27 protein-coding genes and 1 tRNA gene are annotated in these 23785 nt (G+C 59.1%); 15 read left to right on the top strand and 13 right to left on the bottom strand.

What is annotated here, in order from left to right:
• Positions 1-4: 4 nt before the first annotated feature.
• Positions 5-451 (bottom strand): YaiI/YqxD family protein, encoded by a 447-nt coding sequence (locus DT594_RS16805; RefSeq protein WP_096345923.1) that lies wholly within the window; start codon positions 449-451, stop codon positions 5-7.
• A 58-nt stretch (positions 452-509) separates the two neighbouring features.
• Between DT594_RS16805 and DT594_RS16800 the strand changes: the two genes are divergently transcribed.
• The gene (locus tag DT594_RS16800; RefSeq protein WP_149334046.1) at positions 510-1268 is read left to right on the top strand and encodes an SDR family NAD(P)-dependent oxidoreductase; all 759 of its coding nucleotides are present in this window, start codon (positions 510-512) and stop codon (positions 1266-1268) included.
• A 12-nt stretch (positions 1269-1280) separates the two neighbouring features.
• On the opposite strand, the gene DT594_RS16795 is transcribed toward DT594_RS16800, so the two are convergent.
• On the bottom strand, positions 1281-3215 hold the full coding sequence (locus tag DT594_RS16795) for an ATP-binding cassette domain-containing protein (RefSeq protein ID WP_149334044.1): 1935 nt from the start codon (positions 3213-3215) through the stop codon (positions 1281-1283).
• A gap of 66 nt (positions 3216-3281) precedes the next feature.
• Here DT594_RS16795 and DT594_RS16790 point away from each other — a divergent pair, with 66 nt between their 5' ends.
• The gene (locus tag DT594_RS16790; RefSeq protein WP_149334043.1) at positions 3282-3779 is read left to right on the top strand and encodes a TIGR02444 family protein; all 498 of its coding nucleotides are present in this window, start codon (positions 3282-3284) and stop codon (positions 3777-3779) included.
• Here the strand turns inward: DT594_RS16790 and DT594_RS16785 are convergent.
• The 7 genes from DT594_RS16785 to DT594_RS16755 form a co-directional block, all read right to left on the bottom strand.
• Positions 3763-4281: a hypothetical protein gene (locus DT594_RS16785; protein WP_149334041.1), complete on the bottom strand. Its 519-nt coding sequence runs from the start codon at positions 4279-4281 to the stop codon at positions 3763-3765. The genes DT594_RS16790 and DT594_RS16785 overlap by 17 nt on opposite strands.
• Before the next feature lie 17 nt (positions 4282-4298).
• Positions 4299-4772 (bottom strand): sigma D regulator, encoded by a 474-nt coding sequence (rsd, locus tag DT594_RS16780; protein WP_149334039.1) that lies wholly within the window; start codon positions 4770-4772, stop codon positions 4299-4301.
• 108 nt (positions 4773-4880) lie between these two features.
• Positions 4881-5411: a DUF3833 domain-containing protein gene (locus DT594_RS16775; protein WP_149334037.1), complete on the bottom strand. Its 531-nt coding sequence runs from the start codon at positions 5409-5411 to the stop codon at positions 4881-4883.
• Positions 5412-5425: 14 nt separating this feature from the next.
• Positions 5426-5941, bottom strand: coding sequence for a disulfide bond formation protein B (locus tag DT594_RS16770; RefSeq protein WP_149334035.1), 516 nt, complete (start codon positions 5939-5941; stop codon positions 5426-5428).
• A gap of 152 nt (positions 5942-6093) precedes the next feature.
• Positions 6094-6591: a protein-export chaperone SecB gene (gene secB / locus DT594_RS16765; RefSeq protein ID WP_096345915.1), complete on the bottom strand. Its 498-nt coding sequence runs from the start codon at positions 6589-6591 to the stop codon at positions 6094-6096.
• Between the two features lie 52 nt (positions 6592-6643).
• Positions 6644-6901, bottom strand: a complete 258-nt coding sequence (grxC, locus tag DT594_RS16760) for a glutaredoxin 3 (protein ID WP_096345914.1) — start codon at positions 6899-6901, stop codon at positions 6644-6646.
• A 1-nt stretch (position 6902) separates the two neighbouring features.
• On the bottom strand, positions 6903-7337 hold the full coding sequence (locus tag DT594_RS16755; RefSeq protein ID WP_149334033.1) for a rhodanese-like domain-containing protein: 435 nt from the start codon (positions 7335-7337) through the stop codon (positions 6903-6905).
• 200 nt (positions 7338-7537) lie between these two features.
• On the opposite strand from DT594_RS16755, the gene gpmI reads away from it, so the two are divergent.
• From gpmI to DT594_RS16735, 4 genes are all read left to right on the top strand, one after another.
• Positions 7538-9076 (top strand): 2,3-bisphosphoglycerate-independent phosphoglycerate mutase, encoded by a 1539-nt coding sequence (gpmI, locus tag DT594_RS16750; RefSeq protein ID WP_149334031.1) that lies wholly within the window; start codon positions 7538-7540, stop codon positions 9074-9076.
• A 42-nt stretch (positions 9077-9118) separates the two neighbouring features.
• A complete protein-coding gene (locus DT594_RS16745) occupies positions 9119-10297 on the top strand; it encodes a murein hydrolase activator EnvC family protein (protein WP_178091559.1) in 1179 nt (392 codons plus the stop codon).
• 67 nt (positions 10298-10364) lie between these two features.
• Positions 10365-11642: a S41 family peptidase gene (locus DT594_RS16740; protein WP_149334027.1), complete on the top strand. Its 1278-nt coding sequence runs from the start codon at positions 10365-10367 to the stop codon at positions 11640-11642.
• Positions 11639-12607, top strand: a complete 969-nt coding sequence (locus DT594_RS16735; protein ID WP_149334025.1) for a divergent polysaccharide deacetylase family protein — start codon at positions 11639-11641, stop codon at positions 12605-12607. Before DT594_RS16740 ends, DT594_RS16735 begins: the two co-directional genes overlap by 4 nt.
• On the opposite strand, the gene hisF is transcribed toward DT594_RS16735, so the two are convergent.
• From hisF to hisB, 4 genes are all read right to left on the bottom strand, one after another.
• Complete coding sequence (gene hisF, locus DT594_RS16730) at positions 12608-13381, bottom strand: imidazole glycerol phosphate synthase subunit HisF (RefSeq protein ID WP_149334023.1); 774 nt, start codon at positions 13379-13381, stop codon at positions 12608-12610.
• Between the two features lie 61 nt (positions 13382-13442).
• Complete coding sequence (gene hisA, locus DT594_RS16725; protein ID WP_149334021.1) at positions 13443-14192, bottom strand: 1-(5-phosphoribosyl)-5-[(5-phosphoribosylamino)methylideneamino]imidazole-4-carboxamide isomerase; 750 nt, start codon at positions 14190-14192, stop codon at positions 13443-13445.
• Between the two features lie 42 nt (positions 14193-14234).
• Positions 14235-14879 (bottom strand): imidazole glycerol phosphate synthase subunit HisH, encoded by a 645-nt coding sequence (gene hisH, locus DT594_RS16720; protein ID WP_149334019.1) that lies wholly within the window; start codon positions 14877-14879, stop codon positions 14235-14237.
• Positions 14880-14882: 3 nt separating this feature from the next.
• A complete protein-coding gene (hisB, locus tag DT594_RS16715; RefSeq protein ID WP_149334018.1) occupies positions 14883-15476 on the bottom strand; it encodes an imidazoleglycerol-phosphate dehydratase HisB in 594 nt (197 codons plus the stop codon).
• Positions 15477-15633: 157 nt separating this feature from the next.
• On the opposite strand from hisB, the gene DT594_RS16710 reads away from it, so the two are divergent.
• From DT594_RS16710 to DT594_RS16670, 9 genes are all read left to right on the top strand, one after another.
• Entirely contained in the window at positions 15634-16755 is a 1122-nt protein-coding gene (locus DT594_RS16710) for an NAD(P)/FAD-dependent oxidoreductase (protein ID WP_149334016.1), read from the top strand.
• 69 nt (positions 16756-16824) lie between these two features.
• Positions 16825-19002 (top strand): AsmA family protein, encoded by a 2178-nt coding sequence (locus DT594_RS16705; RefSeq protein ID WP_149334014.1) that lies wholly within the window; start codon positions 16825-16827, stop codon positions 19000-19002.
• A complete protein-coding gene (gene mutY / locus DT594_RS16700; RefSeq protein ID WP_149334012.1) occupies positions 18999-20048 on the top strand; it encodes an A/G-specific adenine glycosylase in 1050 nt (349 codons plus the stop codon). The genes DT594_RS16705 and mutY overlap by 4 nt, the downstream gene beginning before the upstream one ends.
• A gap of 35 nt (positions 20049-20083) precedes the next feature.
• Positions 20084-20356, top strand: a complete 273-nt coding sequence (locus tag DT594_RS16695; protein ID WP_149334011.1) for an oxidative damage protection protein — start codon at positions 20084-20086, stop codon at positions 20354-20356.
• Between the two features lie 88 nt (positions 20357-20444).
• A tRNA-Phe gene (locus DT594_RS16690) sits at positions 20445-20520 on the top strand.
• Between the two features lie 296 nt (positions 20521-20816).
• Positions 20817-21584 (top strand): ABC transporter ATP-binding protein, encoded by a 768-nt coding sequence (locus DT594_RS16685; RefSeq protein WP_149334009.1) that lies wholly within the window; start codon positions 20817-20819, stop codon positions 21582-21584.
• A 12-nt stretch (positions 21585-21596) separates the two neighbouring features.
• Positions 21597-22346, top strand: coding sequence for an ABC transporter substrate-binding protein (locus tag DT594_RS16680; RefSeq protein WP_149334007.1), 750 nt, complete (start codon positions 21597-21599; stop codon positions 22344-22346).
• A 44-nt stretch (positions 22347-22390) separates the two neighbouring features.
• On the top strand, positions 22391-23083 hold the full coding sequence (locus tag DT594_RS16675; RefSeq protein WP_149334006.1) for an ABC transporter permease: 693 nt from the start codon (positions 22391-22393) through the stop codon (positions 23081-23083).
• A gap of 20 nt (positions 23084-23103) precedes the next feature.
• Positions 23104-23781 (top strand): ABC transporter permease, encoded by a 678-nt coding sequence (locus DT594_RS16670; protein WP_149334098.1) that lies wholly within the window; start codon positions 23104-23106, stop codon positions 23779-23781.
• Positions 23782-23785 lie beyond the last annotated feature (4 nt).

The following is a 23785-nucleotide window of genomic DNA, read 5'->3' as shown; positions in this document are numbered from 1 at the left end:
GAGGCTAAAGGTTGGCCAGCAACCGATCCAGCGAGTTGGCAAAGGCCTGTTTGTCCTTGTCGTTGTAGGGTGCGGGGCCGCTGCGGCCGGCCAGGCCGGCGCCGCGCAGTTCGTCCATCAGGTTGCGCACTGCCAGGCGTTCGCCCACGTTGGCTTTGTTATACACCTCGCCACGCGGGTTGATTGCGGTGACCTTGCGTTCGACCAGGCCCGCAGCCAGCGGGATGTCGGCGGTGATTACCAGGTCGCCGGGCACTGAATGGTCGATGATGTATTGATCGGCCACATCGGCGCCGCTGGAGACCGTAACCTGGCGGATGCCCGGGCCGGGCGGCAGCGCTTGGGGGCTGTTGGCGACCAGTACCAGTTCAATTTGCCGGCGCCGGGCCGCCCGCACGACGATATCGCGTACGGGGCGGGGGCAGGCATCAGCATCAATCCAAAGCGTCATGGCAGGCGGTTCCACAGAGCAAAAGGGTAGTTTCCCCCAAAGCGCAGGAGGTTGCAGCATGGATTTGGGTTTTGCGCCGGATCGACCGGCCTGCATTGTTATCGCCGGTGCCAGTCGCGGCATTGGTTGGGCGCTGGTGCAGCAGCTGCTGTTGCGTACGGACGTCGGTCAGATCTTTGCGTTAACGCGAAGCGCACCTCAGGGCGGTTGGCCGAATGACTCAAGGTTGATTCCACTGCTCGGCGACCTGGCTGACGAACCAGCCCTGGAGGCCTTGGCCGCCAAGGTGGCAGAGCGCTGTAGCCGGCTGGACATGTTGATCAATACCGTGGGCTTTCTGCATGAGGATCAGGGGCAGCAGCCGGAAAAATCCCTGCGCCAGGTATCCCTAAGCGCGTTGCAGCGCAGCTTCACTATCAACGCGGGAATTCCGATTTTGCTCGCCAAGGCCTTCTTGCCACTGCTGCGCGGCAAGCACCGCTGCATCTTTGCCTCGCTGTCGGCGCGGGTGGGGTCCATCGGGGACAACCGTCTGGGCGGTTGGTATGCCTACCGCGCCAGCAAGGCAGCGCAGAACATGCTGCTGCGCACCTTCGCCGTGGAGTGGCAACGGTTGAACCGCCAGGGTATTTGTCTGCTGTTGCACCCCGGCACCACCGATACCGAGCTGTCGCGACCTTTTCAGGCGAATGTGCCGGAGGGCAAACTGTTCACCGCCGACTTCGTCGCCGAACGATTGCTGGCGGTGATGGCTGAACGGGTTCCTGAAGATACTGGCCAGTTCTACGCCTGGGATGGCAAGCTTATTCCCTGGTGACAAGCTGGGCTCTCAAGCCCCGTTGCACGCGTCTTCCGCTTCAGCCATGGCTTCCAGCTCTTCGTTACTCTCGAGCCAGCGTTCTTCCAGTTCCTCAATCAGTTGTTTGCTGGCGGCCTGACGAGCCAACAGCGCTTTGAGCTGGTCCTTGTTGTCCTGGCTATAGATATCGGCATCTGCTAGGGCGGTCTCGATCTCGCCGAGTTCGGCCAGGGCCTTGCTCATTTCCTTTTCCAGCTTGTCGATGCTTTTCTTTAGCGGTGCCAGCCGCTGGCGCTGTTCGGCCGCGAGGCGGCGCTGCGTCTTGGCATCTACCCGCTCCGGTTCCGCACTCGCATCGCCAGCGTTGGCGGCTTTGATTTCGTCCGCCTGTTGCTGGCGGAAGCGCGCCAGCCAGCGCGTGTAGGTATCCAGGTCGTCTTCGTAGGTCTTCAGCCGGCCATCGGCGACCAGCCAGAGTTCGTCCGTAGTGTCACGGATCAACGCACGGTCGTGGGAGACCAGCAGCATGGCGCCCTCAAACTGCTGCAGTGCCAGCGTCAGCGCGTGACGCATTTCCATATCCAGGTGGTTGGTCGGCTCATCCAGCAACAGCAGGTTGGGTTTCTGCCAGGCGATCAAAGCCAGCGCCAGACGGGCTTTCTCGCCACCGGAGAAGTTCAGCACCGGCTCTTCGGCGCGCGCGCCATGGAAGTCAAAGCCGCCGAGGAAATTCCGCAGTGCCTGCTCACGCTCCTGCGGCGCGATGCGCGCCAGGTGCAGTAGCGGGCTGGCTTTGGGGTCCAGGCTGTCGAGCTGGTGTTGGGCAAAATAACCGATGGCCAGATGCTCCCCGGGTTTCATTTCACCGCTTTGCAATGCCAGGCTACCGGCCAGGGTCTTGATCAGGGTTGATTTGCCGGCGCCATTCGGGCCCAGCACGCCAATCCGCGCGCCGGGAACCAGTTGCAATTTCACCTGCTCAAGGATGGCCTTATCGCCATAGCCAAGCTGGCCGTGGTGCAGATCTATCAGGGGGCTGGACTGGCTGTCGGCCTCGCGAAAGCTGAACGAAAACGGCGAATCCATATGCGCCGGGCCGATGTTTTCCATGCGCTCCAGAGCTTTCAGGCGGCTTTGCGCCTGCTTGGCCTTGCTTGCCTGGGCACGGAAGCGGGCAATGTACTTCTGCATATGTTCGCGCTGCGCTTGCTGCTTTTCGAACGCGGCCTGTTGCTGGCCGAGACGCTCGGCACGGGTACGCTCGAATTGCGTGTAGCCACCGCGGTATAAGGTCAGCTTGCGGGCTTCCACGTGCACGATGTGCTCTACCACCGCATCGAGAAAATCGCGGTCATGGGAGATAAGCAACAAGGTGCCCTGATAGGCGCGCAACCAGTCTTCCAACCAGAGAATCGCGTCCAGATCCAGGTGGTTGGTCGGTTCATCGAGAAGCAGCAGATCAGAAGGGCACATCAGGGCCTGCGCCAGGTTCAGGCGCATGCGCCAGCCACCGGAAAAATCCCCTACCTTGGCTTCACATTGTTCGCTGCTGAAGCCCAGGCCGGCAAGCAAGGTGCGCGCGCGGCTGTCCGCACTGAAGCCGTCATGCGCCTCCAGCTCGGCATACAAAGTGCCGAGCTCTGCCGCCAACTGCTGATCTTCCGCGTTGGCCAGGCGCTGCTGAATGTCACGCAGGCGCGCGTCGCCATCCAGCACGTAGTCCACGGCAACCCGGTCAAGGTTGTCGATCTCCTGCTGCATGTGCGAAATACGCCAGTCCGGGGGCAGGCTGCAGTCGCCTGCGTCGGGGCTCAGTTCGCCGCGCAGCAGGGCAAACAGGCTCGATTTGCCGGCACCGTTGGTGCCCAGCAAGCCCGCTTTCTGGCCGGGATGCAGGGTGAGGTCAGCGTTCTCCAGCAAGCGCAGCGGGCCACGTTGGAGTGTCAGGGATTCGATCTTGATCATGGGGGCGGAGTATATCAGTGCCCAGGCTACTGTGCGTGTTCATCAGCTCGGGTTAAGCTGTAATCTATGACCAAGACTTCTTTGACGCTGACCGATCATGTGCACAGGCTATACCCGCTGCCGGGTGTCGAGCCGATACTGCTGCGTCTGCAGGACGAGTACGGGCTGGACGTTTTACTGCTGTTGGTCGCCTGTTGGCTGGCCGGGCGCGGGCAACCCGTGGAAGGTACAGATTGGACGAGTATTTGCGCCGAGCAACGGCCGGCGCATCAGCGGGTGATCATGCACTTGCGCGCGGCACGCAGAGCAGTGGCCGAGCATGATCGCGATACCGAGTTGTACGCCATGATCAAAGCCTGCGAGCAGGCCGCCGAGTGGCAGCAGTTGGAACGCTTGGGGGTGTTCTGCGAAGGGATGGGCGTGGTGCTCAGTGATCCCGTGAGCCCCGACGCGCAATTGTTTGCCAGCTGCGAGGCTCAAGGGGTTGAGGTCAGTGCGTCAGTTAGCCGCTTGCTCGCCGAACTGGCCGGGCTGGTGACCCGGCAGATCAGGATGAAGCGCTAGCCGTGTCAGCCGTTGCAGGTTTTTTGCGGCGGGCATTGTTGCCCGGCTTGCGATTTCTGACCCGTGCCGGCGCCGGCGGTTTGCCGCGCTTCTCGATCGCCTGCGCAGCCTGGCCTTCGATTCTTTCCAGGCCTTTACCAATGCGCAGCGTCTGCTGAATATCGTTCTGCAGTTGGCGAGTGTAGTCTTCCGCCGCAGCGCGCGAGGTCTGTAGCTCACTCAACGCTTGTTGCAGGGCGCTCAATTTGGTCTGGCTTTTCTCAAGCGACTTGGCGTCATTGCCGTTGGCTTGGCGTGAGCCTAGTTTTTCTTCCGCTTCAGCGATTTTTTCCAGCAGTTTTTCATGCTGCCGATTGAGCTTTTCCAGCGCCTTGCGAGCGTCTTTTTCGGCTTGCTGGCAGGCTTCTCCCAGATGTTCATTGAGGGTGCGGGTCAGGGTCTGCAACAAGTGCAGTGGGGTGGTTACCTTGGCGGCCTGCTTGCTGGGTTTGCTGTCTTTCAAAAGGTGACTCCGTTAAATTACAAAGCGCTTAGCATATCTTGGTGCGCGGTGTGCAAGACCTCGATCAGACAGTCTTCCAGCTCAAAACGTTCATGCAGCAAGCCGCCGAGGTGGCGCAGGCGTTCCTGCATCAGCGTCTCGTCTACGCCTGTTGCGGACTCGCCATACTGATCATTGAACTGGATCGCGGTCTGGGTGATCGTCTCGATGCGCGGATAAAGCTGTTTGGCCAGTTGAATGCCGCCCAGATCGTTGAATTCTTCTGCCTCACGAATGAGCTGTTCGTATACTTCGAAATGCCCGGCGGAGGTGTAATCGACGAGGACGTCGCAGAAGGATTCGAGGTCCGTGTCGGGGCTGCTTGCCGGTGCGGCCCGGTCACGCAGTGCGGTGTATTCGGAAACCAGTTGCTTGCGTTCCGCGAGCCAGCGGTCAATCAGTTTGTGTACACCGCCCCAACGTTCCTGAGCTGTTGTGCAACTGTCCAGCATGGTCCACCTCTGCGTTCTGTTTGCCATTAAGGCAGGGGACGGCCAGGCCTGTTCTGCCTAGCCTGCTCCCTCGTGGAATAACAGCATAGGCCAGGCAAGGGCGCCGCATCAAGGCTTATAGAAGTTCAGGGTGACCTGGCCCAATTCCACGCCCCATTTGGACATGCTGGCGCGGTTGAGCATCACGCGATCGTCAATCAGATACATCCAGTCGTCGAAGTCTACCAACCAGGTACTGTCGTCGACTTTCAGCTTTAGAGTGTATTTCCAGTGAAAGGCATTGCCTGCCACCACACCTACCGCCTCGCCCTCAACATCATCAGCGGTGCCGCGCCAGGTGCCATCGGGTTGCTGGATCAAGGTCCAGACGCGACGCTCTTTGGTTCCATCGGAATAAGTAAAACGCTCGTCAAGAACGCCGGTGTCGCCGTCCCAGGTGCCGGTCATCTGAACATGGAAGCGGCGTGCAACTTCGCCATTGCGCTTCTGGAACATGCCCCAGGCTTCCAGCTCTCCGTTGAAATAGTCCTGCAGTCTGAGCTCGGGTTTTTCGCTGGCGTAGTGGTCCACCTCGGGGCCAGCGCAAGCGGTCAGCGTTAACACGCAGGTTATCAACAGCAGTTTCAGCGCATGGTTCATTGTCGCTCTCCAGGTCAGTCGGTGCTGCGAAACAGTTGGACCAGGCCAAACAGGCTGAGGCCGATAAAGGCCAGTAGCGTGCCTTCGGCAATACTCAGGCCAAGGAAAGTCCAGTCGACCTTGGCGCAGTCTGCGGTGCCGCTGAACAGCAAGCCGAGTATTTCCTGCAGGGGTAGTACGTCGACCATATAGTCCAGGCTGGGCAGGCACGAGGGCAACTGATCCGCAGGTTGATGTTGCAACCAGACCTGCCTACCAGCAACGGCGGCGCCGAGCACGGAGAATAGCGTAAGCACAAATGCATAGACTCTGGCTGCCGGCCGGCGACCCCCGGTCAGGGTGGGTAGCGGATTATGCAAAACGGCAATCAGGGCGATCAGCCCCACCAGAATCACCAGCACGCGCTGAATGATGCACAGCGGGCAAGGCACCAGGCCGAGCACGTGCTCCATATAGAGCGCGATGACCATCAAGGTGGTGCAGAAAATAACGGCGAGCAAATAGAAAGGTCGTGAAGCGGGCAGGGCCATGATATGTCCGTCTGTTCAAGGGCAAGCGGGTTACCTTAGAACAAGGTGCCGTGGCTGACAAGCAGGCTTAAGCACGGGGTTGTAACGAACATGGGTAACAAATACGAATGCCAGTAGTAGATGCCCGGCCGGGGTGGCCGGGCATTACCATATCAGGCGTTACCGGCAGCTTCTTCAGTGCGGCGCTGCTCGGCCTGAGCGAACAGGGCATCAAAGTTGACCGGGGACAGCATCAGCGGAGGGAAGCTGCCGCGCAGTACCAGGTTGTCGATCGCTTCGCGGGCATAAGGAAACAGGATGTTCGGGCAGAAAGCGCCGAGGGTGTGGCGCATGCCAGCCTCATCCAGTCCGTTAATTGCAAAAATACCGGCCTGCTGCACTTCGGCGATAAAGCTCACATCGTCTTCACCGTTGGTGACGGTAGCGGAGAGGCTCAGCACTACTTCGTGAATGCCTTCCTGCAACTGGGTATGGCGGGTGTTCAGGTCCAGATTGACCTGGGGGTTCCATTTGGCCTGAAAAATTGCCGGTGATTTCGGCGACTCAAATGACAAGTCCTTGACGTAGATACGCTGCAAGCTGAACTGAACCTGTGGCGAGTTGCCCTGGGCGCCGTTGGCGGCTTGGCTGTTCTGGTTTTCTTCGGCCATGGTGAGGTCCTTGTATGTTGTGGTCTTGTTAGGGGGGTGAAAGGCCGAGTGCTTAGCTGGCCAACATCTTGGCAAGCTTGCCTGAGCGTTCCAGGGTCATAAGTTCATCGCAGCCGCCCACGTAGGTGTCGCCAATCCAGATCTGCGGCACAGAGGTGCGGCCGCCAGCCAGGCGCGTCATTTCCGCACGCACTTTCGGTTGGCCATCTACCGAAATCTCTTTGTAATCGGCACCCTTGGCAGCCAACAGCTGCTTGGCACGAATGCAGAACGGACAGTATTTGCTGCTGTATATAATTACATCTGACATATTATTTCACCAGCGGCAGGTTGTCCGCACGCCAGCCAGCGATGCCACCTGAAAGACGGTTGACGTTGCTGTGCCCGGCGGCTTTGAGTTGTTTTGAGCAAGGCCCGGAATGCTGGCCATTGGCGCAGACCAGCAGTACTGGCCGGTCTTTGTACTTGTCCAGTTCGCTGAGGCGTTTGGTCATCGTATCTGACGGAATATTCAGCGAATCGACAATATGACCTGCGGCGTAATCCTTCTTCGAGCGGATATCCACGACCACGGCGTTTTCCCGATTGATCAGCGTAGTGGCCTGCTGAGTGCTGACGCTCTTGCCACCCTTGCGGCCTTCGGTAATAACCAGCAGCGTCATGACGACCAGAAAGGCCAGCGCCAGCAGATAGTGGTTGCCAAGAAACTCGGCCATTTGGGCAAAAAAGTCTAAAACGCGTTGCATGGGGATGCTTCCGGATCGATAAAGTGCGCCAGTATACACAGCCGGACGCAGTGGCAGAACCTTCCGGGCGCAATGCGGGTCGAAGATGCACGCATGACAGGCACCAGCCGGCAAAGTAAACTGTGCCGACACGCTTGTCAGGCGCTACAAGGTCCCGGCGCCGCCAGCAGTCAACCCTCCAATCGGTGAGTTAATCCGTTATGACAGCAATCCCGAAACCCCTGGTTCTGATGATTCTGGATGGCTTTGGCCACAGCGAGTCGCCCGAGTCCAACGCCATCATGGCCGCCAATACCCCGGTCTGGGATCGCCTTTGGGCGCATTCACCGCACACGCTGGTATCGGGTTCGGGAATGGATGTGGGCTTGCCGGATGGGCAGATGGGCAATTCCGAAGTGGGGCACATGAATCTGGGTGCCGGGCGTGTGGTGTACCAGGACTTTACCCGGGTCACCAAGGCGATTGCCGATGGTGATTTTTTCACCAATCCAGAGCTTTGTCAGGCCGTGGACAAGGCCGTGGCCAAAGGGCGCGCCGTGCATATTATGGGGCTGTTGTCGCCGGGTGGTGTGCATAGTCACGAAGAGCACCTGGTGGCGATGGTCGATCTGGCAGTGCGTCGCGGCGCAAAAACCGTGCTGGTACATGCCTTTCTTGACGGCCGCGACACGCCACCAAAAAGTGCGCAGCCTTCGTTGCAGTTGCTTGAAGATGCCTATGCGCGTCTGGGCGCCGGACGTACGGCGAGTCTGGTCGGCCGCTATTTCGCCATGGATCGCGACAACCGCTGGGAGCGGGTCGAGCAGGCTTACAATGTTATTGTCGATGCCAAGGCTGAATACAGTGCTGCAAATGCGGCCGATGCGCTGCTGGCAGCCTACGAGCGCGGTGAAAGTGATGAGTTCGTCAAGGCTACACGCATCGGTGCAGCCGAGCCGCTGCAGGATGGCGATGCGGTGATTTTCATGAATTTCCGTGCCGACCGTGCCCGTGAGCTGACCCGGGCGTTTGTCGAGCCTGGTTTCAGTGGTTTTGCCCGCGCCCGCCAGCCGCAGCTGGCGGGCTTCGTCATGCTGACGCAATACGCTGCGGACATTCCCGCACCCTGCGCTTATCCGCCGGCGTCGCTGGACAATGTGCTTGGCGAATACCTGGCCAAGCAGGGCAAGACCCAGCTGCGTATTGCCGAAACGGAAAAGTACGCCCACGTGACCTTCTTCTTTTCCGGTGGGCGGGAAGAACCCTTCGAGGGTGAGGAGCGCATCCTTATTCCGTCGCCGCAGGTAGCCACCTATGACCTGCAGCCAGAGATGAGTGCGCCGGAAGTGACTGACCGTATGGTCGAAGCAATCGATCAGCAGCGCTATGACGTGATCATTGTCAATTACGCGAATGGCGACATGGTTGGCCATACCGGTGATTTTGCTGCGGCGGTGAAAGCAGTCGAATGCCTGGATGAATGTGTGCGCCGGGTTACCGAGGCGCTCGCGCGGGTCGGAGGTGAAGTGTTGATCACCGCCGATCACGGTAATGTCGAACAGATGTCCGATGACCACACCGGCCAGGCGCATACTGCGCACACCTGTGAGCCTGTGCCTTTTGTCTACTTCGGCCCGCGGCGGGTAAGCATGCGCGAGGGTGGTATCCTTTCCGATGTGGCGCCCACCATGCTTGCTCTGCTGGGCCTGGAGCAACCAGAGCAGATGTCGGGCAGGTCGATCATTACGCTGGAATCCTGATCCCCCATTCATCATCGGACATTGAGCATGCAGCGACAGCGAGTGAGTAAAGGATTGTGCAGCGGCAGAGCGCTATTACTGCTGCTGGTGCTGTCGAGCGGTGGTATGGCAGCCGGGACTGTGGCTGCGCAGGAGAACGACTCCCGTGAGGCGCGCGCCGAGCTGAAGCAAACCGAGGAAGAGATCGCCCGCCTCAAAGCGTTGCTCGACGATTTCAAGCAGGAAATGTCCGGCCTTGAATCCAATCTGAAGGAAAGCGAAAGCGAGATCGGCCGGCTGCGCCGCGAGAGCCAGAAAATCGAGCAGCAGATAAAGGAAGGTGAGACCAGTCTGCTGGACCTGCATATGCAGGCGGCCGCGCTGCAGGTGGCGTTGAGCGAACAGGAAGTACAGATCGTTCGGCAGATCAGGGCCGCCTACATGGCGGGCCAGCAGGATTATCTGAAAATGGTCCTCAATCAGGATGATCCGGCGCGGGTCGCCCGCATGATGCGCTATTACGAGTATGTCAGCCGCGCCCGCGTGACGGAGATGAGCCGCTACACCGATACCCTGGAGCAGGTACGCCTTGCCAGTGCCAGTATTGCCGATCAGCAGACTGCATTGCGGCGTGACCGCGAGCAACTGGCGGCCAATCAGCAGCAGCTGCAGGCCGAGCAGGCGTCCAGAGGTAAGTTGCTGGCCGGGCTGCAAAGCCGTAGCCGCAGCCAGAGCGAAAAACTCAAGAGCGCGCAGGCTGAACGCGCAGGGCTGGAAAAACTGATCAAATCGATTGATGAGGCCATTGTCAGCATACCTACGCCAGCGGGCAGCCTGCCTTTCGCGCAGGCCAAGGGCAAACTGCCCTTGCCGGTCAAGGGGCGGGTGCAGGCCCGCTTTGGCAGCCAGCGGGGTGAAGATGCGCGACTCAAATGGGACGGCTTGTTAATCGCGTCAGAGCAGGGCAGCAACGTGCATGCCGTGCATGGCGGGCGGGTGGTGTTCGCCGACTGGCTGCGTGGCTCGGGCTTGCTGATGATTCTTGATCATGGAGCAGGTTACCTCAGCTTGTATGGGCATAATCAAAGCCTGCTCAAGGAAGTGGGCAGCTGGGTTCAGCCCGGCGAAGTGATTTCGACCGTAGGTACCAGCGGTGGCTTGTCTACGTCGTCGCTGTATTTTTCCATCCGTCACCAGGGCCGTGCCCTGGATCCGGCGGCCTGGTGTATGCTGTCCGGGTGAACACGCGGTTATCAGAAGCCAATTCCCGCCTGCCCGCTCCGTTTTTTAGCCCTTTTGGGAGAGTTCGATGACTGCTGTGCGTATCCTCTTTGCGAGCTGTCTGTGTTTACTGCTCGGTATGCCCCTGGCCCATGCGCAGGAGCCTGCCGAGGTTCCCGCGCCGCTGCCGCTGGACGAGCTGCGGACTTTTGCTGAGGTGCTTGAGCGCATCCGTACAGCCTATGTTGAGCCAGTGGATGACGCCACGCTGCTGGAAAACGCCATTCGCGGCATGCTTGAAGGTCTGGACCCGCATTCTGCCTACCTCGAGCCTGAGGCATTTCGCGGCCTGCAGGACAGCACCAGTGGTCAGTTCGGAGGGCTGGGTATCGAAGTGGGCCAGGAGGATGGCTTTATCAAAGTCATTTCCCCGATCGACGATACCCCCGCCGCGCGCGCCGGCATTGAAGCAGGTGATTTGATTATCAAGATTGATGATCAGCCGGTGAAAGGCATGAGCATCATGGACGCCGTGGAAAAGATGCGTGGGGAAGTCGGCACCAGTATCAGGCTGACCTTGGTGCGCGGCACTGGCAGTCCGTTTGAGGTGGAGCTGAATCGCGCGGTCATCAAGGTCGCCAGCGTGCGTTCAGAGATGCTCGAGGACGGCTATGGCTATATCCGCGTGACCCAGTTCCAGAATAACAGCGGTGACGAAGTGCGGCGTGCCCTCAACAGTCTGGCTGAAGGCAAGGAGCTGAAGGGTCTGGTACTCGACCTGCGCAATAATCCTGGCGGCGTTCTGCAGTCAGCAGTGGAAGTTGCCGATGCGTTTCTGGATGACGGTCTGATTGTGTACACCAAAGGGCGGCTGCCCAACTCTGAGCTGCGTTTCAATGCCACCAGCAATAACCCGGGCCGGGATATACCGCTGGTGGTGCTGATTAATGGTGGCTCCGCGTCTGCCGCAGAAATTGTGGCGGGGGCTCTGCAGGATCAAGAGCGCGCGGTAATCATGGGTACCGACAGTTTCGGCAAGGGTTCGGTACAAACGGTGTTGCCGTTGAACAATGACCGTGCACTGAAGCTGACTACTGCGCTGTATTACACACCCGATGGCCGTTCCATTCAGGCCCAGGGCATCGAGCCGGACATTCGCGTCGAGCGCGCTCGCCTGACTCAGGATGTCGAGGAGCGGGGTCTGCGCGAGGCGGATCTGGCGGGCCACCTGGATAACGGCAACGGTATCGAAGAGCAGTCCGGCGTTGTTGGGGAGGCTGCGGAGCGGCCGCAGGATTCCGATTATCAGCTGAATCAGGCCTTGATTCTGCTCAAAGGCTTGAATATCACCCGCGCGAAAAAATGAAATATGCGCTGGTCTGGCTGCTGGCGTTATTGCTGGCAGCCTGCAGTGACAGCGAACCCGCAAAAGAACCGCCAGCCGAGCAACAGGATGTTGCGGCTGAGCGTGCAGACCTGCCAGCGACCCACGAAGCACAAGCCGCCGCAGATAGGCGGCGTAGCGAATGGCTGCTGATCGAACATGCAGGCTGGCCAAAAAAGCCAGCTGCCAGCCTTGACTCCCCCATCCTTGAACCAGGCATAAGCACGCCCGCGTCGCGTCCGGCGCAGGTGGGCGATCGACCGCTACTGGCTATCGTGATTGATGATGTTGGCCAAAGTTATGCGCAGGGCCGGCGGCTGATTGATCTGCCGGTGCCGATAGCGCTGGCCATATTGCCGCAGACGCCTGCTGCTGCCCGGTTGGCGGAGGAAGCGCACGCGCGGGGTCAGACGGTTCTGCTGCATTTGCCTATGGAGAACGGGGCGGGCCTTTCCATAGGGCCTGGCGGGCTCTTCGCGCATATGTCACGTGAGGAGCTGCTGGCCAGTCTGGTCGACAGTCTAGGCCGTTTAGGGCCGATTCAGGGTGTGAACAATCACATGGGCAGCCGACTGACAGCCGAACGCGCGCCGATGGATTGGGTTATGGGCGAGCTAAGAAAGCGCGGCTTGTTCTTTGTTGACAGTCGCACCACCGCGCAGACGCAAGCGGCTTTTGCCGCAGACGCGGCGGGTGTGCAGAATCTGTCGAGAGATGTATTTCTGGACAATAAGCGCGAGCCGGAAGCGATTCATCGAGAGTTCCAGCGGGGATTGGCTTTGGCGCGCAAGAACGGCTATGCGGTATTGATCGGCCATCCGTATCCGCAAACGCTGGATTACCTGGAGCGCTGGCTGCCGGGGCTGGCGGACCGCGAAGGCGTGCAGGTGGTCAGCCTGCAGGCACTGCTGGAGCGCAAATACGCTCCGACGCAGACCAGTGACTAATTACAGGCGCATCTCAATGCCGCGTGCTGCCATATACGCCTTGGCTTCGCTAACGCTGTATTCGCCGAAGTGAAAGATACTCGCTGCTAACACCGCATCCGCACCGCCGAGCAACACGCCATCGGCCAGATGCTGCAGGTTGCCGACGCCGCCTGAGGCGATCACCGGAATGTGCAGGGTATCGCTGATGGCGCGAGTAACACCCAGGTCATAGCCGCTCTTGACGCCGTCCTGATCCATGCTGGTCAGCAGAATCTCGCCAGCGCCGAGATCTTCCATTTTCTTCGCCCACATGACCGCATCCAGGCCGGTTGGCTTGCGTCCACCGTGGGTAAAGATTTCCCAGCGGCCGGGCTCGCCGAGCGCGGAAACGCGCTTGGCGTCAATTGCTACGACAATGCACTGCGAACCGAACCGATCTGCCGCTTCACCGACAAACTCCGGATTGAACACTGCCGCGGTATTGATCGAGACCTTGTCAGCTCCAGCATTCAGCAGGTTGCGGATATCCTGAATGGTGCGTACACCGCCGCCCACTGTCAGCGGAATAAAGACTTCGCTGGCCATGCGCTCGACGGTATGCAGCGTGGTGTCACGCTCCTGATGGCTGGCGGTGATGTCGAGAAAGGTTATCTCGTCCGCGCCCTGTTCGTTGTAACGCCGCGCCACTTCCACCGGGTCGCCGGCATCACGAATATTCTCGAACTGCACGCCCTTGACTACGCGGCCGTTGTCGACGTCCAGGCAGGGGATGATTCTCTTGGCCAAACCCATGGGCTTTCTCCGAAAGCAGCTTTCAGCGCCAAGCCTCGAGCTGCAAGTAAATGCTTGTGGCTTATGGCGTGCCGCTTGCCTGTGCGCGATCACAGAGCGCTTGCGCCTCTGCCACATCCAGCGTGCCTTCATAGATCGCGCGGCCAGTGATGGCGCCGATAATACCGGGGGCACGGGCATTCAGCAGTGACTGGATATCGCCGAGATTATGAATGCCGCCAGAGGCGATCACCGGGATGCGTGTGGCATTGGCCAGCGCGGCGGTGGCTTCGACATTGCAGCCCTGCATCATGCCGTCTTTGGCGATATCGGTATAAACAATCGCGGCCACGCCGTCGGCTTCAAAACGCTTGGCCAGATCAATCACCTGCACGGTGCTGACTTCGGCCCAGCCGTCAGTGGCCACAAAGCCGTCTTTGGCGTCCAGGCCCACAATGACCTTGCCGGGGAAGGCGCGGCAGGCTTCAGCAACGAACTCCGGCTCTTTGACCGCTTTGGTGCCGAGGATCACGTAGCTGACGCCGGCGCGTACATAATGCTCGATGGTGTCCAGTGAACGGATGCCGCCGCCGATCTGGATCGGCAGCTCAGGGTAGGCGCGGGCAATCGCCGTTACCACGTCGCCATTGACCGGCTTGCCTTCAAAGGCACCGTTGAGGTCGACCAGGTGCAAACGGCGGCAGCCACCCTCGACCCATTTCGCGGCCATGGCCACCGGATCATCGGAAAATACCGTGGCATCGTCCATCAGGCCCTGGCGCAAGCGCACACAAGCACCGTCTTTAAGGTCGATAGCGGGGATAATCAGCATGACTTTTCCTTCGGAAAAAGAGCTTCAAGCTTGAAGCCTGGTTTACCAGCGCCCGTCCCAGGCCAGGAAGTTCTGCATCAGCTGCAGGCCGTTGGTATGGCTTTTTTCCGGGTGAAACTGGGTGGCGAATATATTGTCTTGAATCACTGCAGCGGCGAAGTCGACGCCATAGCGGCAGCGCCCGGCAATGTGGGTATGCTTGCCTGGCTGGGCATGGTAGCTGTGCACGAAATAGAAACGCGCATCCTGGTCAATGCGATGCCACATGGGGTGGTCAATGCTCTGCTTGACCTGATTCCAGCCCATGTGTGGCACTTTCAGACGCACGTCACCTTCGTACAGCTCATTGCCGAAGAAGCTGACCTTGCCCGGGAAGTGACCGAGGCAATCCACGCCGCCATTTTCTTCACTGCTCTCGAACAGCATCTGCATGCCGACACAAATACCCAGAAGCGGCTTTTCCTTGACCACTTCACGTACCACCTGATCCAACCCCAGTTGCCGCAGCTCACTGACGCAGTCCCGGATGGCGCCCACACCGGGTAGTACCACACGGTCGGCCGCCAGAATTGTGGCAGGATCGCTGGTCACTTCCACGCGCAAGGCGCCGGCATGCTCAAGGGCTTTGGCTACCGAATGCAGGTTGCCCATGCCGTAATCGATAACAGCTACTCGGCTGGCAGTCATCGGTTACAGGCAGCCTTTGGTGGAGGGCATCATGCCGCTCATGCGCGGATCTTCTTCCACCGCCATGCGCAACGCGCGGCCAAAGGCCTTGAACACCGTTTCGATCTGATGGTGGGTGTTGACCCCCTTCAGATTATCGATGTGCAGCGTGGTCTGCGAGTGGTTGACGAAGCCCTGGAAGAACTCGCCAAATAGATCCACATCAAAGCCGCCGACGCTGGCCCGGGTATAGTCAATGTCCATGTGCAGGCCTGGGCGACCGGAGAAGTCGATCACCACGCGGGACAGAGCTTCATCCAACGGCACATAGGCATGGCCGTAACGGCGGATACCTTTCTTGTCACCAATGGCCTTGGCAAAAGCCATGCCCAGGGTGATGCCGACATCCTCCACAGTGTGGTGGTCGTCGATGTGCAGGTCGCCACGCGACTTGATCTGCATGTCGATCAGCCCGTGCCGGGAAATCTGGTCTAGCATGTGCTCTAGAAAAGGGACGCCAATATCAAAGTCGGACTGGCCGGTGCCGTCCAGGTTGATCTCAACTTTGACTTGGGTTTCCAGAGTGTTGCGCTCGACGCTTGCCTTGCGCTCCGCCATGGCTGTTCTCCGCTGAATAATCTATCAAGGGCGTGCATTATACGGGTACCACGGTGCCCGGGGCTACAGCAGGCTGATCGCTTGTGCATATCGTGCCGATAGTGCTGCGCAGCCGGGTTGAAAATAGTGGGAGGGTGATTGATGCGCTGGGTAATCGATATTGGACTCTGAAGTAGTGGTGGTTGGTGCGGGCGTAGTCGGCCTGGCTATCGCCCAGCGGCTTGCGCGCGGTGGGCGCGAGGTGCTGGTATTGGAGCAGGAGGCCTGGCCGGGTCAGCATGCATCAAGCCGTAACAGCGAAGTGATCCATGCCGGTATTTATTATGCTCCAGGGTCGCTGAAGGCGCGCCTGTGCCGCGAAGGTCGTGATCTGCTTTACGCCTGGTGCGCCGAATATGCCGTGACGCATTGCCAGGTTGGCAAGTTGCTGGTGGCGGTCGAGCCGGCAGAGCTGCCCGCGCTGCAAGCGCTCAGGTCCAATGCGCAGGCCAATGGCGTAGAACTGCAAACCCTTAGTGCCGCTGAGCTACACGCCCGCGAGCCGGCCTTGCGTGGCGTGGCGGGTCTGTTTTCACCCCTTACCGGGATTATTGATAGTCACGGCTTGATGGGCTCCTACGAGGCAGCATTGCAACAGGCAGGCGGCACGCTGCAATGCCGTACCCGAGTAGACCGCGTGGACGCAATCGCTGGCGGTTTCCGGCTCAGCGGCGACAGCGCAGGCGATGCATTCACCTTGAGCTGCCGTTACCTGATCAACGCGGGCGGGCTATTTGCTCAGGCGCTGGCCGCCTCCGTAGAAAGTATGCCTGAGCAACAGATTCCGCCTCTGCATCTGTGCCAAGGGCAATATTTTGCTTACAGCGGCCGCTCGCCCTTCAGTCATCTGGTGTACCCCATGCCGGAGGCGAATGCGACGGGTCTTGGTGTGCATGCGACCCTGGACCTGGCCGGCCAACTGCGCTTCGGCCCCGACGTGCGTTATCAGCAGCAACTGGACTATGCGATGGACGAGTCGCGCCGAGAGACATTTGCCCAGGCGGTAAAGCGCTACTGGCCGGACTGCCAAGCCGAAAAACTGGTGCCAGCCTATGCTGGAGTGCGGGCCAAGCTCAGTGCGGCGGGGGAACCGGCGATGGATTTTCTCATCCAAGATCATTCAAGCCACGCAGTGCCTGGTTTGATCAATCTGTTTGGGATCGAATCGCCTGGGCTCACCGCCAGCCTGGCTCTGGCAGAAGAGGTGGCTACTCGATTCAAGAGCCTTTACCCTATCTGATATTAATAGGGGCACCCATTACTGGCCCCTTGGTCCTTTTCGCGTGTTGATGAATATAAGGAAGCATCCATGAAATCCTTTGCCAAAGTGCTGGGGCTGGTGGTCTTTGGTGTCGTACTACTGGCGGCAGGCGTGCTGTTTTTTCTGACCCGCATGTTCGACCCGAATGACTACAAGGACGAGATCCAGCAAGCAGCCCGTGAGCAGGCGAATATCGAGCTTACTCTGGGTGGCGATATTGGCTGGTCACTGTTTCCATGGTTGGGGATCGAGCTTGAGGATGTCGGTGTGGCCGCGCTGGATGCTCCGGACGATGCGCTTGCGCAGATTGGTAATCTCGGGCTGGGCGTCGAGGTTTTGCCGCTGCTTCGCAGGCAGCTTCGCATGAGCGATGTGATTCTCGACAACGTTAGCCTGAACCTGGTCAGAAATGCCGAAGGCCGGGGTAACTGGGAAAGTATCGGCGCTGATCAGGAAACCGAGGCTGCGGCGGAAGAAGAGATTGCCCAGGCTGAAGAGGAGTCTGCAGACGAGGGTCGCGATTTCGAAGTGGCGATTGAGAGCGTGCGCATTACCAACGCGCGGGGTCGTTACAAGGACCTGGCTTCCGGGCAGATTTTGCAGTTGGAAGACGCCAACCTGACTACCGGCGCGCTGATCGAGGGTGAGCCCTTTGATGTGAATTTTCTTGGCCTGTTGACCGCCGAGCAGCCCGCCCTGCGTGTGCGTATCGATCTGAAAACCCTGGCCCAGTTTGATTTTGAGCTTGAGCGTTATCAGTTGGATGCGGTGGATCTGAAGGTGGATGCCAGCGGCGAGCCCTTCTCCGGGCGAGCGTTGGCTATGCAGCTGCAGGGCGATGCGTTGCTGGATCTGGGTGCAAACATTGCCGAGTTCAATCAGATGCGTTTGTCTGTAGCTGATTTGCGCGCCACGGGGCAGGTCAGAGCCAGCGAGCTGAAAGGTGATATGCGGCTGGACGGCCGCCTCGATGTAGCCGATTTCGATGCCCGTGCGTTGCTCGCTGCCATAGGTCAGGAAGTGCCGGAAACCGCCAGGACCGGCGCGCTTGAATCGGTCGCATTAAGCTCGGTCATTAGCGGTTCAGCTACCAGCCTGATGCTGGAAGAACTGAAGTTGCTGGTGGACGGTACTGAACTCACTGGGAGCCTTGGTATTGCCGATTTCGAGCGCCAGGCGTTGCGCTTTGACCTGTCTGGAGGCGCTTTGAATCTGGATGATTATCTGCCGCCAGCAGAAGAGCCCGCTACGGCTGAAGCCGCGCCCCAGGCTCCGTCTGGCGGCAGCCGGTCCGACACCGCGCCTGAGGCTTGGAGCGATGAGGAGGTGCTGCCGTTGCAAGCACTGGCTGGCCTGGATGTCGACGGCAAGCTGGCGCTGGATGAGGTACAACTGACGGGTCAAACGATCAACCCGTTCATCGCCGCAGTGGTTGCCCGTGATGGCAAAATTCAAATCAAGCAATTCGATGGCGGCGTATTTGGCGGCCGCTTCAGTGTGACAGCAGAAATTGACACCACCAGCACGCCAGTCAGTCTCTCAGTGGCCAAGCAGTTGACCGGCATGGATTCATTGGCCATTCAGCAAGCCTACGATATGGGCGAGCAGATGCGCGGCAAACTGGATTTCAATCTGGATGTCAGTGCCAGCGGCAATAGCATCAAGCGCTGGATGGATACGCTTAACGGCAGCGCCCGTTTCAACGTGCTTGAGGGAGCGCTTATTGGTGTGAACCTGGAACAGCAGATGTGCGAGGCCATTGCCCTGGTTAATCGCAAAACGCTGAGCGAGTCTCGCGGCGCCGAGGATACGCCTTTCTCGGCTCTGGGCGGCAGCTTCCGCATCGTCGATGGCAAAGTGAGAAATGACGACCTGTTAGCGGCTTTGCCGGGCCTGGCAGTGAAAGGCACAGGCGAGGTGGACCTGCCACAGCAGCGTATGGATTACCGTCTGGGCTTACTGATTCAAGGCGATAGCGCCGCGATGCCGGACCCTGCCTGTGCGGTGAACGAGCGCTATGTGGATGTTGAATGGCCAGTGCGTTGTCAGGGCTTTTTGCACAATGCGGCCAGTAGCTGCAACGTCGACCGCGATGGCGTGCAGCGCATCGCCGGGCAGTTGCTGGGCAATGAAGCGCAGCGCAAGGTCGAGGAAAAGCTGGAAGAAAAGCTCGGTGATAAAGCTCCTGCGGTGCGCGATGCCATTCGGAGCCTGTTCGACCGGTGAATAGCGCGGCTGACTTCTCGGCGGCGGTGCTGGAGTGGTATGACCGGCACGGCCGCAAGGATTTGCCCTGGCAGCAGGATATGACCCCTTACCGGGTCTGGGTCTCGGAGATTATGCTGCAGCAGACGCAGGTCGCTACGGTGATCCCCTATTTCGAGCGCTTTATGCAGACGCTGCCCGATGTTGGGGCGCTGGCGGCGGCCGAGCCCGACGAGGTACTGCATTTGTGGACCGGTTTGGGTTACTACAGCCGGGCGCGTAATCTGCACAAAGCCGCCAAGCTGGTAGTAACCGAGTTTGCTGGCGAGTTCCCCCGGAACATTGATCAGCTGATCAGCCTGCCGGGCATCGGCCGCTCCACTGCGGGGGCGATTGCCAGCCTGAGCATGGGTCTGCGCGCGCCGATTCTTGACGGCAACGTCAAGCGCGTACTGGCGCGCTATCACGCGGTGGCGGGCTGGCCGGGCGAGAAGGCCGTGCACGATCGATTGTGGGTGGTTGCCGAGCGTTACACCCCGCACAGCAGGGTCAACCACTATACTCAGGCGATGATGGATCTGGGCGCCACGCTTTGTACGCGCAGCAAACCTTCCTGCCTGGTGTGCCCGCTGCAGGCCGGCTGCGAGGCGCGTCTGCTGGGTCAGCCAACGCAATATCCGCACTCCAAGCCGCGCAAGCAGATACCCGTGCGCCAATGCCTGATGCCCTTGGTGATGAATGCCGAAGGTGATATCTGGTTGCAGCGTCGTCCGGATTCCGGTCTCTGGGGTGGTCTGTGGTGTCCGCCGCAGCTGGATGATCGCGAACAGTTGGCCCGTTTGATCGAGCAACAGGGCTGGCGCGCAGAAGCGCCGGAGCTGCTGGAGCCGCTGCGTCATACCTTCAGCCACTTCCATCTGGATATTCAGCCGCTGCTGGTGCGGGTGATGGCAGGCCATAGCGTGGCCGAGCCGGGCCAGGTCTGGTATAACCTGCGCCAACCATCGCGCCTGGGGCTTGCTGCTCCGGTAAAAAAGCTGCTGGCGCGAGCTGAATTGACTATCTGACCTGGCGTTTGATTGCCTCATTCAAGGAGATGCCCATGACCCGCATGGTGATGTGCCGCAAATATAAAGAACAGCTGCCTGGTATGGAGCGCGCTCCCTACCCAGGCCCCAAGGGCGAGAAAATCTTCAATGAAGTGTCGAAGAAAGCCTGGGACGAATGGCAGGCGCACCAGACGATGCTGATCAACGAACGCCGCCTTAACATGATGGATCCTGAGGACAGGCGCTTTATTCAGGAAGAAATGGACAAGTTCCTTTCCGGCGAAGAATACGCTCAGGCCGAGGGTTACGTGCCACCTGAGCAATAAATGATCGGTAAGCGGCTGAAACAACGGAACAATATTTTCCTGCGGCGCTTGACACATACATCCTTAAACCGTTTAATAGCGCCCCGTTGCCCAGATAGCTCAGTTGGTAGAGCAGAGGATTGAAAATCCTCGTGTCGGCGGTTCGATTCCGTCTCTGGGCACCATTATTGTTAAAACCCGCTAGCGTCTTTGGCGGGTTTTTTTATGTCCGTACGAAATGTCTCTGCCGGGTTTAATCTGGAAAGACTTTTGCATGCATATTCGGGACATGACCCCAAGAGGGTTCTTGGTCATGCGCATTAGCTGTGCTAGCTTTGCCGCATGACAGGATTATTGCAGATGGATCTGTCGATACGCCGGAATCCGGTATGCCGGCCCACCGGAACGCCGGTCCGACCGGTAGTCATTCATAATCAAGTGCCTGTACACAGGTGCTTTTTGCGCTGACTGGAAACGATACGTGACACCGCCCGCTCTCGAAGTGCGTAATCTGCATAAACGCTACGGCGACCTTGAAGTTCTCAAGGGCGTTGATCTTGTTGCCCACGACGGCGACGTCATCTCCATCCTCGGCTCTTCCGGCTCCGGCAAAAGTACTTTGCTGCGCTGTATCAACCTGTTGGAAAACCCCCACGCCGGACAGATCATCGTCGCCGGCGAAGAAATGAAGCTCAAGCCCGGTCGTAACGGGGCACTGGTTGCAGCTGACAGCAAACAGATCAACCGTCTGCGCGCACGGGTCGGTTTCGTGTTCCAGAGTTTCAATCTGTGGCCGCACATGAGCATCCTCGACAACATTATCGAGGCGCCGCGCCGGGTGCTGGGTCAACCCAAGGCAGATGCGATCGCCGCAGCGGAACTGTTTTTGGAGAAAGTCGGCATCGCCGACAAGCGCCACTCGTTTCCCGCACAGCTCTCCGGCGGCCAGCAACAGCGTGCAGCTATTGCTCGCACCCTGGCCATGCAACCGCGGGTTATTCTGTTTGATGAGCCAACCTCGGCGCTGGACCCGGAAATGGTCAATGAAGTGCTGACCGTGATCCGCGCGCTGGCCGAGGAAGGGCGTACTATGTTGTTGGTAACCCATGAGATGGGCTTTGCCCGGCAAGTGTCCAGCCAGGTGGTTTTTCTCCATCAGGGTCAGGTCGAGGAAATCGGCACCCCTGAGCAAGTGTTTGATAACTCCAAGTCGGAACGTTGTAGACAATTCATGTCCAGCCAAAAGTAAGGAGCAGTACCCATGAAAAGCTATAAGAAGGTTCTGTTAGCCGCCGCTACCGCCATGCTGATCAGTGCTCCGGCACTGGCCGATGAGCTGCGTATCGGCACCGAAGGGGCGTATCCTCCCTTCAACCTGATCGACAAGAGCGGTGAAGTGGTCGGTTTCGACATCGACATCGCCAAGGCTCTGTGTGAAAAAATGGACGCTGAGTGCACCGTGGTGACTTCAGATTGGGACGGTATCATTCCCGCGCTGAACACCCGCCGTTTCGACTTCCTGGTCGCTTCCATGTCGATCACTGAAGAGCGCCAGCAGGCCGTTGACTTCACCGAGCCCTATTACACCAACAAGCTGCAGTTTGTTGCGCCGAAGGACTCTGACTTCAAGACTGACGAAGCCAGCCTGAAAGGCAAGACCATTGGCGCCCAGCGCGCGACTATCGCTGGCCAGTGGCTGGAAGAAAACATGGGTGACGTAGTTGACGTGCGTCTGTATGACACCCAGGAAAATGCTTACCTAGACATGAACTCCGGTCGCATTGACGGCGTGCTGGCGGACAACTTCGTACAGTACGAGTGGCTGCAAAGTGAAGCCGGTGCCAATTTCGAATTCAAGGGTGACCCAGTATTCGACAACGACAAGATCGGCATCGCTGTACGCAAGGGCGACCCGCTGCGTGAGCGCCTGAACAAGGCTCTGCAGGAAATCATTGATGACGGCACCTACGCCGAGATCAACGACAAGTACTTCCCCTTCAGCATCTATTGACCTGACTGGCCGGGCCCCTCGGGGCCCGGAACTGATACCTGCCCATGCTTGATTTACAAGGTTTTGGTCCAGCCCTGCTTGAAGGGACCTGGATGACCATCCGCTTATCCCTCGCATCTGTCGCACTCGGGCTGCTGCTTGGCCTATTGGGTGCAAGTGCCAAGATATCCGGAAACCCACTGTTACGTGGCGTGGGTGGCTTCTATACGTCGGTTGTGCGTGGCATTCCTGAAACGCTCTGGGTGTTGCTGGCCTATTACGGCACCACCTCCATTTTCAATTACCTGGGTAGTTTTTTTGGTAACCCCTACCTGACGCTGAGCCCCTTCATTGCGGGCACCATGGCGTTGGGTCTGTGTTTTGGTGCCTATGCTACCGAGGTGTTTCGCGGCGCATTATTGGCCATTCCCAGTGGTCAGAAAGAGGCGGGGTTGGCGCTGGGCATGTCTGGCCCGCGCATTTTCTGGCGCATCACGCTGCCGCAGTTGTGGCGCGTCGCGCTGCCTGGCCTGGGAAATCTGTATCTTATCCTGCTCAAGGATACCGCCCTGGTGTCGCTCATCAGCCTGGAAGAAATCATGCGCAAGGCTCAGGTGGCATCGAACGCGACCAAGGAACCTTTCACCTTTTACTTTACCGCCGCGATGATCTACCTGGGACTGACAGTGATCATTATGGCCGCGCTGCATGTGTTTGAGCGTCGAGCGAATCGGGGCTTCGTGAGGACTGAACTGTGAGCTGGGCCGAACGCTGGGAAATGGTTGCGCGGTTCCTGCCCGCTCTGCTCGATGGGATGTTGGTGACGCTGGAGTTGGTCGCCGTCGCCTTAGTGGTCGGTTTGATCCTCGCGATACCGCTGGGCATCGCCCGCGCCTCTCGCCACTGGTATGTTCGCGCGCTGCCGTATACCTATGTGTTCTTCTTCCGCGGTACCCCGCTACTGCTGCAGTTGTTTCTGGTCTATTACGGCATCTCGCAATTCGAGGCCGTGCGCGAGAGCATGTTCTGGCACTACCTGCGCGAGCCATACTGGTGCGCGCTCATCACTATGACACTGCACACCGCGGCTTATATTGCCGAGATTCTGCGCGGTGCCATTCAGTCGGTACCCGGTGGTGAGGTCGAGGCGGCTCGCGCCTTGGGTATGTCTCGTCGGCAGGCCCTGCAATACATCATTTTGCCGCGCGCAGTGCGCATTGGGCTGCCCGCCTACGGCAACGAAGTGATTTTGATGCTCAAGGCCAGCGCCGTGGTCTACACCATTACGGTGATGGACATTATGGGCGTGGTGAAGGGCATCAACTCCCAGACATATCAGTTCGAACTCTTCTATCTGGTTGCGGGCGTCATCTATCTGGTCATTACCATTGCCTTCACGCAGCTGTTCAAGCTGGTCGAGCGCTGGTTGAAGATTGAGGCCAGCCAGAAGCGCTGAGAGC

Source organism: Halopseudomonas laoshanensis (assembly GCF_008365385.1).
Classification (GTDB): domain Bacteria; phylum Pseudomonadota; class Gammaproteobacteria; order Pseudomonadales; family Pseudomonadaceae; genus Halopseudomonas; species Halopseudomonas laoshanensis.
Note: the sequence above shows the minus strand (reverse complement) of the source record. Positions and strands in the feature narration are given on the sequence as shown.

Coding starts and splice junctions, on each gene's coding strand:
- DT594_RS16805 (WP_096345923.1), bottom strand. CDS start 451: ATGACGCTTTGGATTGATGCTGATGCCTGCCCCCGCCCCGTACGCGAT.
- DT594_RS16800 (WP_149334046.1), top strand. CDS start 510: ATGGATTTGGGTTTTGCGCCGGATCGACCGGCCTGCATTGTTATCGCC.
- DT594_RS16795 (WP_149334044.1), bottom strand. CDS start 3,215: ATGATCAAGATCGAATCCCTGACACTCCAACGTGGCCCGCTGCGCTTG.
- DT594_RS16790 (WP_149334043.1), top strand. CDS start 3,282: ATGACCAAGACTTCTTTGACGCTGACCGATCATGTGCACAGGCTATAC.
- rsd (WP_149334039.1), bottom strand. CDS start 4,772: ATGCTGGACAGTTGCACAACAGCTCAGGAACGTTGGGGCGGTGTACAC.
- DT594_RS16775 (WP_149334037.1), bottom strand. CDS start 5,411: ATGAACCATGCGCTGAAACTGCTGTTGATAACCTGCGTGTTAACGCTG.
- DT594_RS16770 (WP_149334035.1), bottom strand. CDS start 5,941: ATGGCCCTGCCCGCTTCACGACCTTTCTATTTGCTCGCCGTTATTTTC.
- secB (WP_096345915.1), bottom strand. CDS start 6,591: ATGGCCGAAGAAAACCAGAACAGCCAAGCCGCCAACGGCGCCCAGGGC.
- grxC (WP_096345914.1), bottom strand. CDS start 6,901: ATGTCAGATGTAATTATATACAGCAGCAAATACTGTCCGTTCTGCATT.
- DT594_RS16755 (WP_149334033.1), bottom strand. CDS start 7,337: ATGCAACGCGTTTTAGACTTTTTTGCCCAAATGGCCGAGTTTCTTGGC.
- gpmI (WP_149334031.1), top strand. CDS start 7,538: ATGACAGCAATCCCGAAACCCCTGGTTCTGATGATTCTGGATGGCTTT.
- DT594_RS16740 (WP_149334027.1), top strand. CDS start 10,365: ATGACTGCTGTGCGTATCCTCTTTGCGAGCTGTCTGTGTTTACTGCTC.
- DT594_RS16735 (WP_149334025.1), top strand. CDS start 11,639: ATGAAATATGCGCTGGTCTGGCTGCTGGCGTTATTGCTGGCAGCCTGC.
- hisF (WP_149334023.1), bottom strand. CDS start 13,381: ATGGGTTTGGCCAAGAGAATCATCCCCTGCCTGGACGTCGACAACGGC.
- hisA (WP_149334021.1), bottom strand. CDS start 14,192: ATGCTGATTATCCCCGCTATCGACCTTAAAGACGGTGCTTGTGTGCGC.
- hisH (WP_149334019.1), bottom strand. CDS start 14,879: ATGACTGCCAGCCGAGTAGCTGTTATCGATTACGGCATGGGCAACCTG.
- hisB (WP_149334018.1), bottom strand. CDS start 15,476: ATGGCGGAGCGCAAGGCAAGCGTCGAGCGCAACACTCTGGAAACCCAA.
- DT594_RS16705 (WP_149334014.1), top strand. CDS start 16,825: ATGAAATCCTTTGCCAAAGTGCTGGGGCTGGTGGTCTTTGGTGTCGTA.
- DT594_RS16695 (WP_149334011.1), top strand. CDS start 20,084: ATGACCCGCATGGTGATGTGCCGCAAATATAAAGAACAGCTGCCTGGT.
- DT594_RS16680 (WP_149334007.1), top strand. CDS start 21,597: ATGAAAAGCTATAAGAAGGTTCTGTTAGCCGCCGCTACCGCCATGCTG.
- DT594_RS16675 (WP_149334006.1), top strand. CDS start 22,391: ATGCTTGATTTACAAGGTTTTGGTCCAGCCCTGCTTGAAGGGACCTGG.
- DT594_RS16670 (WP_149334098.1), top strand. CDS start 23,104: ATGGTTGCGCGGTTCCTGCCCGCTCTGCTCGATGGGATGTTGGTGACG.